Below are 3739 nucleotides of genomic sequence, written 5' to 3'. Positions count from 1 at the left end.
GGGGGTGAGCGAGGTCGGCCCAGCTGGCGCCCGCGTCGCGGGCGGTTTCGATCAGGCCGGTCTCCCATCCGGCGAGCTGTTCGCGGACCTGCCGCAGCAGCGACAAGGAGGCCAGGGCCTGTTCCGGACCAGGGGTGGGCGCGGTCGGGGTCTCGTGCTGGGCTTCGCGCAGGGCGTTGTCTATGGCGTTGAGGGCCGCCACGGCGGCGAGGAACGACGCCGGGCTGTGGGCGTCGGTGCTGGTCGTGGACGGCTGGCCGGCCGGGATCACGGACACCTCCCTCGGGTTGTCATCAGGCTGATGACATCATGTTTGTCATCCATCGGATGACATGTTACAACGGAACCAGTAAGGCGCATTGGCAGTAACTGCCTGAACCCACTGGAGGTGTTTTCACGATGTTGATGCGCACTGACCCCTTCCGTGAGCTGGACCGGCTGACGCAGCAGCTGATGGGCCCGGGTACCTGGTCGAAGCCGTCGGCGATGCCGATGGACGCCTACCGCGAGGGCGACGAGTACGTGGTGGCCTTCGACCTGCCCGGTGTCACCGCGGACGCGATCGACATCGACGTCGAGCGGAACATGCTGACTGTCAAGGCCGAGCGTCGGCCGGTGGCGAAGGCCGACGACGTGCAGATGGAACTGTCCGAGCGGCCGCTGGGCGTCTTCTCCCGCCAGATCGTGCTCGCCGACACCCTCGACACCGAGCACATCCAGGCCGACTACGACGCGGGCGTGCTCACCCTGCGCATCCCGATCGCCGAGCGCGCCAAGCCCCGCAAGATCTCCATCGGCGTCGGATCCGGCCACAAGGAGATCTCCGGCTGACACCGGCCGGACAGGTGCGGAGGACGGGCACCTGATCTCCCCCTCCATCCCGCCCTCCGCACCCCTACGGGCATCCGAATGAAACAAGACGGGGTGGCGGCCGAGATGGCTCTGCGACGCGAAGCGTTCCTCGACCACGTCAAGGAACGCGGCGAGTACGACACTGTGGAGGAAGCCGAGCGCGCGGCCCGGGTGGTGCTCGCCCTGCTCGGCGCGCACCTGGTCGGCGAAGTCCGCGCCCAGCTCGCGGCACGCCTGCCGGAGGAATTCGCCCTGATCCTGCTCAACCCGCTCCAGAGCGCCGAACCGCTGCCACCGGAGCGGTTCCTGCGGGCCACTGCGGCCTGGATCGAGGGCGCCACCGAGCACACCGCGACCTGGGACGTCAGCGCCGTCCTCTCAACGGTCGCCGACACGGCCGGCGATGACCTGCTGGGCCAGATCCTGCTCCAGCTCCCCACCGGCTACGACCTCCTCTTCGGCCGCCCCCAGCCCACCTGACCACCCTGGCTCCTATGAAAGGCATGCACCGCAGTGATCACCGACGTACGCGTACCGCTTGAGCACCAGCAGCCGTACTCGACGGCGTATGAGCAGATGCTGGAGAAGGTCCGCTACGAAGGCGCCTACCCCACCCGCGAGCGAGCTGAGGAAGCCGTCCGCCTGGTCCTTTCGGGGCTGGGACGCCAGTTGACCGGCGACGAACGCGTCGACCTGGCCGCCTGCCTGCCCCTGGAGGCCGCCCGCGTCCTGACCGCGCAGATCCCCGACCCTCAGCCGCTGACCGGCTGGGCCTTCGTCAAGGACCTCGCCGCCCGCTCCGGCGCCTCCCTGGCCACCACCCGCTGGGACACCGGGTCCGTCTTCGCGGCCGTCGCCGCCCACACCGGCCCCGACCTCATCACCCGCATCCTGCACCAGCTCCCCACCGGCTACGCCCTGCTGTTCGGCCGCGCCGAACTCAACCCCGCCGCGTAAACGGTCCGTGCCCTTCCACCGCCAGGGAGGGTTGGACGACGGTGCACGGCCCGCGCGCCCCGCAGGGAGAGGCCGCCGCAGCCCGGCGTGACAGCCGGGCTCCGGGCGGGGCCGGAGCCATGGTGAAGACGACGTTGCCCGGGACGCCGACGCGTCCCGGGCAGTATGTGCGGGCGCCAGCCGCGAAGCCGCTTGGGCAGGTGCAGGTCTTCGCCGTCTCAGGCCGAGGCCGGCGGAGCGGATGACTCGGCGGCGCGGCGGTATTCGGCGTTGATGCGCTGGGCTTCTTCGAGCTGGTCTTCGAGGATGACGATGCGGCAGGCGGCCTCGATCGGGGTCCCTTGGTCGACGAGCTCCCGGGCCCGGGCGGCGATGCGCAACTGGTAGCGGGAGTAGCGGCGGTGCCCGCCCGCGGAGCGAAGCGGGGTGATCAGGCGGGCTTCGCCGATGGCGCGGAGGAAGCCCTGGGTGGTGCCGAGCATCTCGGCGGCCCGGCCCATGGTGTAGGCGGGGTAGTCGTCGTCGTCGAGACGGCCGAAGGTGTCGTCTGCTGTCATTGCACCTCTCTGTGGAACACGCTTGAGGGGCCCTGGTGTCGTACGACACCAGGGCCCCGAAGGAACTGCTACACCATCTGCCGGCCCTGGTACTGCGCCGGCGTTCTGTTTCCGCTGACCCGACGGGAACGCTGTCGGGGGTGCGGGGATCGCGGTTGCTTGACCGGAGACCACCTCACTATCGATGTCCTGCGGTACCCGGGCTCAAGACTTCCGCCCGGGCGATCCTGATGGCGCCTGGCTCCTCCGTTCTTCCTCGGTGATCAATTGCATACTGCTGGTACTGCGAACTGCTCAGCGGCCTGTGACAGCGCCACCCTTCGGCAGCCAGCCCCGTCGCCCGTCCTGCGTCTGCTCTGGCTTAGAACCCCACTGCCGAACTTCCCGGCGCGCGCGCCCGCAGCCGACGCCTTCACCGAGGTACTGCTCACTGACTTCACTGCTGGGTACCGCGTCCTGCACTTACGGGTACTGCGTCAACAGCGGTACTGCTCACGGCGGCCCCTGATCACTGCGGGCCACCCGGTCCGGTCGCCAGTCCCGTCGCCGTCCTGCAACAACCCTGGCTTCAAAACTCCGCCACCGCACCGTCCTGCCAACTGCAACTGCGGGTACTGCTGCCCGGCAGTTCGTCTCTGCCAGGCCCTGCTGACTTCCTGGGGTTACGAGAGAAACATAACCAGACCACCGCCCAATGTCTACTCCAGCCACCATAGATTTTCGTGCGTTCGGCGATGAGGTAATCGAACTCGAACAGCGACGACACAGGGTTGGCGGACCACAGCTGCTGTTCGCGTTCCTCGCCGCGATTGCGGAGACCGAGCGGGAGAACATTCGGGAGTCGACGCTGGAGGGGCTCGACACCGCGGCCCGCAAGGGCAAGCACGGCGGCCGGCCGCCGGTCATCACCGAGGACATGCTGCACCCGTGCTGCGGCGCCGCGCGGGCGGCGAGTCCGTCGAGCAGATCCAGCCCGATCTGATCATCCGCACCGGCAAGTGCAAGGGTCAGAACCCCTCCGTCGCCGGCATCTACCGGGCACTCGCCGAGCACGAGAAGCGGGCGGCGTACCCGGAAGCCGTCGAACAGGCCCGCGCCGACTTCGCCGCCCTCACTGGCAGCGAGGTTCCTGAACCTTGTACAGAAGCCAAGGCCCTAACGACACGCTGAGTTACTTGTCACTTCGTGGCAGCCTCGGGAGAACAGGGCCGAGTTCGAGGCCGTCATCCCGGCCCAGGGCGCTGGCGCGCCGCCGGTTCGAACAGACGGCTGATCACATACGTCCGTAAGCGGTGGCGCAGGAAGAACTCGTACGCAGCTGGGAGGTTGTGAGGATGCGGGTGGCCCCCAGCGTCACTGGGGGCCACCCGCAT

6 protein-coding genes and 1 pseudogene are annotated in these 3739 nt (G+C 68.6%); 5 read left to right on the top strand and 2 right to left on the bottom strand.

Translation table 11 applies throughout. The features are described 5' to 3' along the window. Window positions 1-271: pseudogene (locus GA0115259_RS21475) on the bottom strand (type III effector protein); the annotation flags it as partial. 128 nt (window positions 272-399) lie between these two features. Here GA0115259_RS21475 and GA0115259_RS21470 point away from each other — a divergent pair. The 3 genes from GA0115259_RS21470 (at window position 400) to GA0115259_RS21460 (ending at window position 1809) form a co-directional block, all read left to right on the top strand. After that, window positions 400-831: an Hsp20/alpha crystallin family protein gene (locus GA0115259_RS21470; protein WP_093599669.1), complete on the top strand. Its 432-nt coding sequence runs from the start codon at window positions 400-402 to the stop codon at window positions 829-831. Between the two features lie 105 nt (window positions 832-936). Next, window positions 937-1332, top strand: a complete 396-nt coding sequence (locus GA0115259_RS21465; protein WP_093599672.1) for a DUF2267 domain-containing protein — start codon at window positions 937-939, stop codon at window positions 1330-1332. A 33-nt stretch (window positions 1333-1365) separates the two neighbouring features. Continuing rightward, the gene (locus GA0115259_RS21460) at window positions 1366-1809 is read left to right on the top strand and encodes a DUF2267 domain-containing protein (RefSeq protein ID WP_093599666.1); all 444 of its coding nucleotides are present in this window, start codon (window positions 1366-1368) and stop codon (window positions 1807-1809) included. 218 nt (window positions 1810-2027) lie between these two features. Here the strand turns inward: GA0115259_RS21460 and GA0115259_RS21455 are convergent, their stop codons facing one another. Next, the gene (locus tag GA0115259_RS21455) at window positions 2028-2366 is read right to left on the bottom strand and encodes a MerR family transcriptional regulator (protein ID WP_093599663.1); all 339 of its coding nucleotides are present in this window, start codon (window positions 2364-2366) and stop codon (window positions 2028-2030) included. 694 nt (window positions 2367-3060) lie between these two features. On the opposite strand from GA0115259_RS21455, the gene GA0115259_RS42890 reads away from it, so the two are divergent. Continuing rightward, entirely contained in the window at window positions 3061-3348 is a 288-nt protein-coding gene (locus tag GA0115259_RS42890) for a recombinase family protein (protein ID WP_345941027.1), read from the top strand. Further along, window positions 3294-3536, top strand: coding sequence for a hypothetical protein (locus tag GA0115259_RS42035; RefSeq protein WP_237540269.1), 243 nt, complete (start codon window positions 3294-3296; stop codon window positions 3534-3536). The genes GA0115259_RS42890 and GA0115259_RS42035 overlap by 55 nt, the downstream gene beginning before the upstream one ends. Window positions 3537-3739: the final 203 nt, after the last annotated feature.

The sequence above is a fragment of the Streptomyces sp. MnatMP-M17 genome (genome assembly GCF_900091995.1).
Classification (GTDB): domain Bacteria; phylum Actinomycetota; class Actinomycetes; order Streptomycetales; family Streptomycetaceae; genus Streptomyces.
Note: the sequence above shows the minus strand (reverse complement) of the source record. Positions and strands in the feature narration are given on the sequence as shown.

Coding starts and splice junctions, on each gene's coding strand:
- GA0115259_RS21470 (WP_093599669.1), top strand. CDS start 400: ATGTTGATGCGCACTGACCCCTTCCGTGAGCTGGACCGGCTGACGCAG.
- GA0115259_RS21465 (WP_093599672.1), top strand. CDS start 937: ATGGCTCTGCGACGCGAAGCGTTCCTCGACCACGTCAAGGAACGCGGC.
- GA0115259_RS21455 (WP_093599663.1), bottom strand. CDS start 2,366: ATGACAGCAGACGACACCTTCGGCCGTCTCGACGACGACGACTACCCC.
- GA0115259_RS42890 (WP_345941027.1), top strand. CDS start 3,061: ATGTCTACTCCAGCCACCATAGATTTTCGTGCGTTCGGCGATGAGGTA.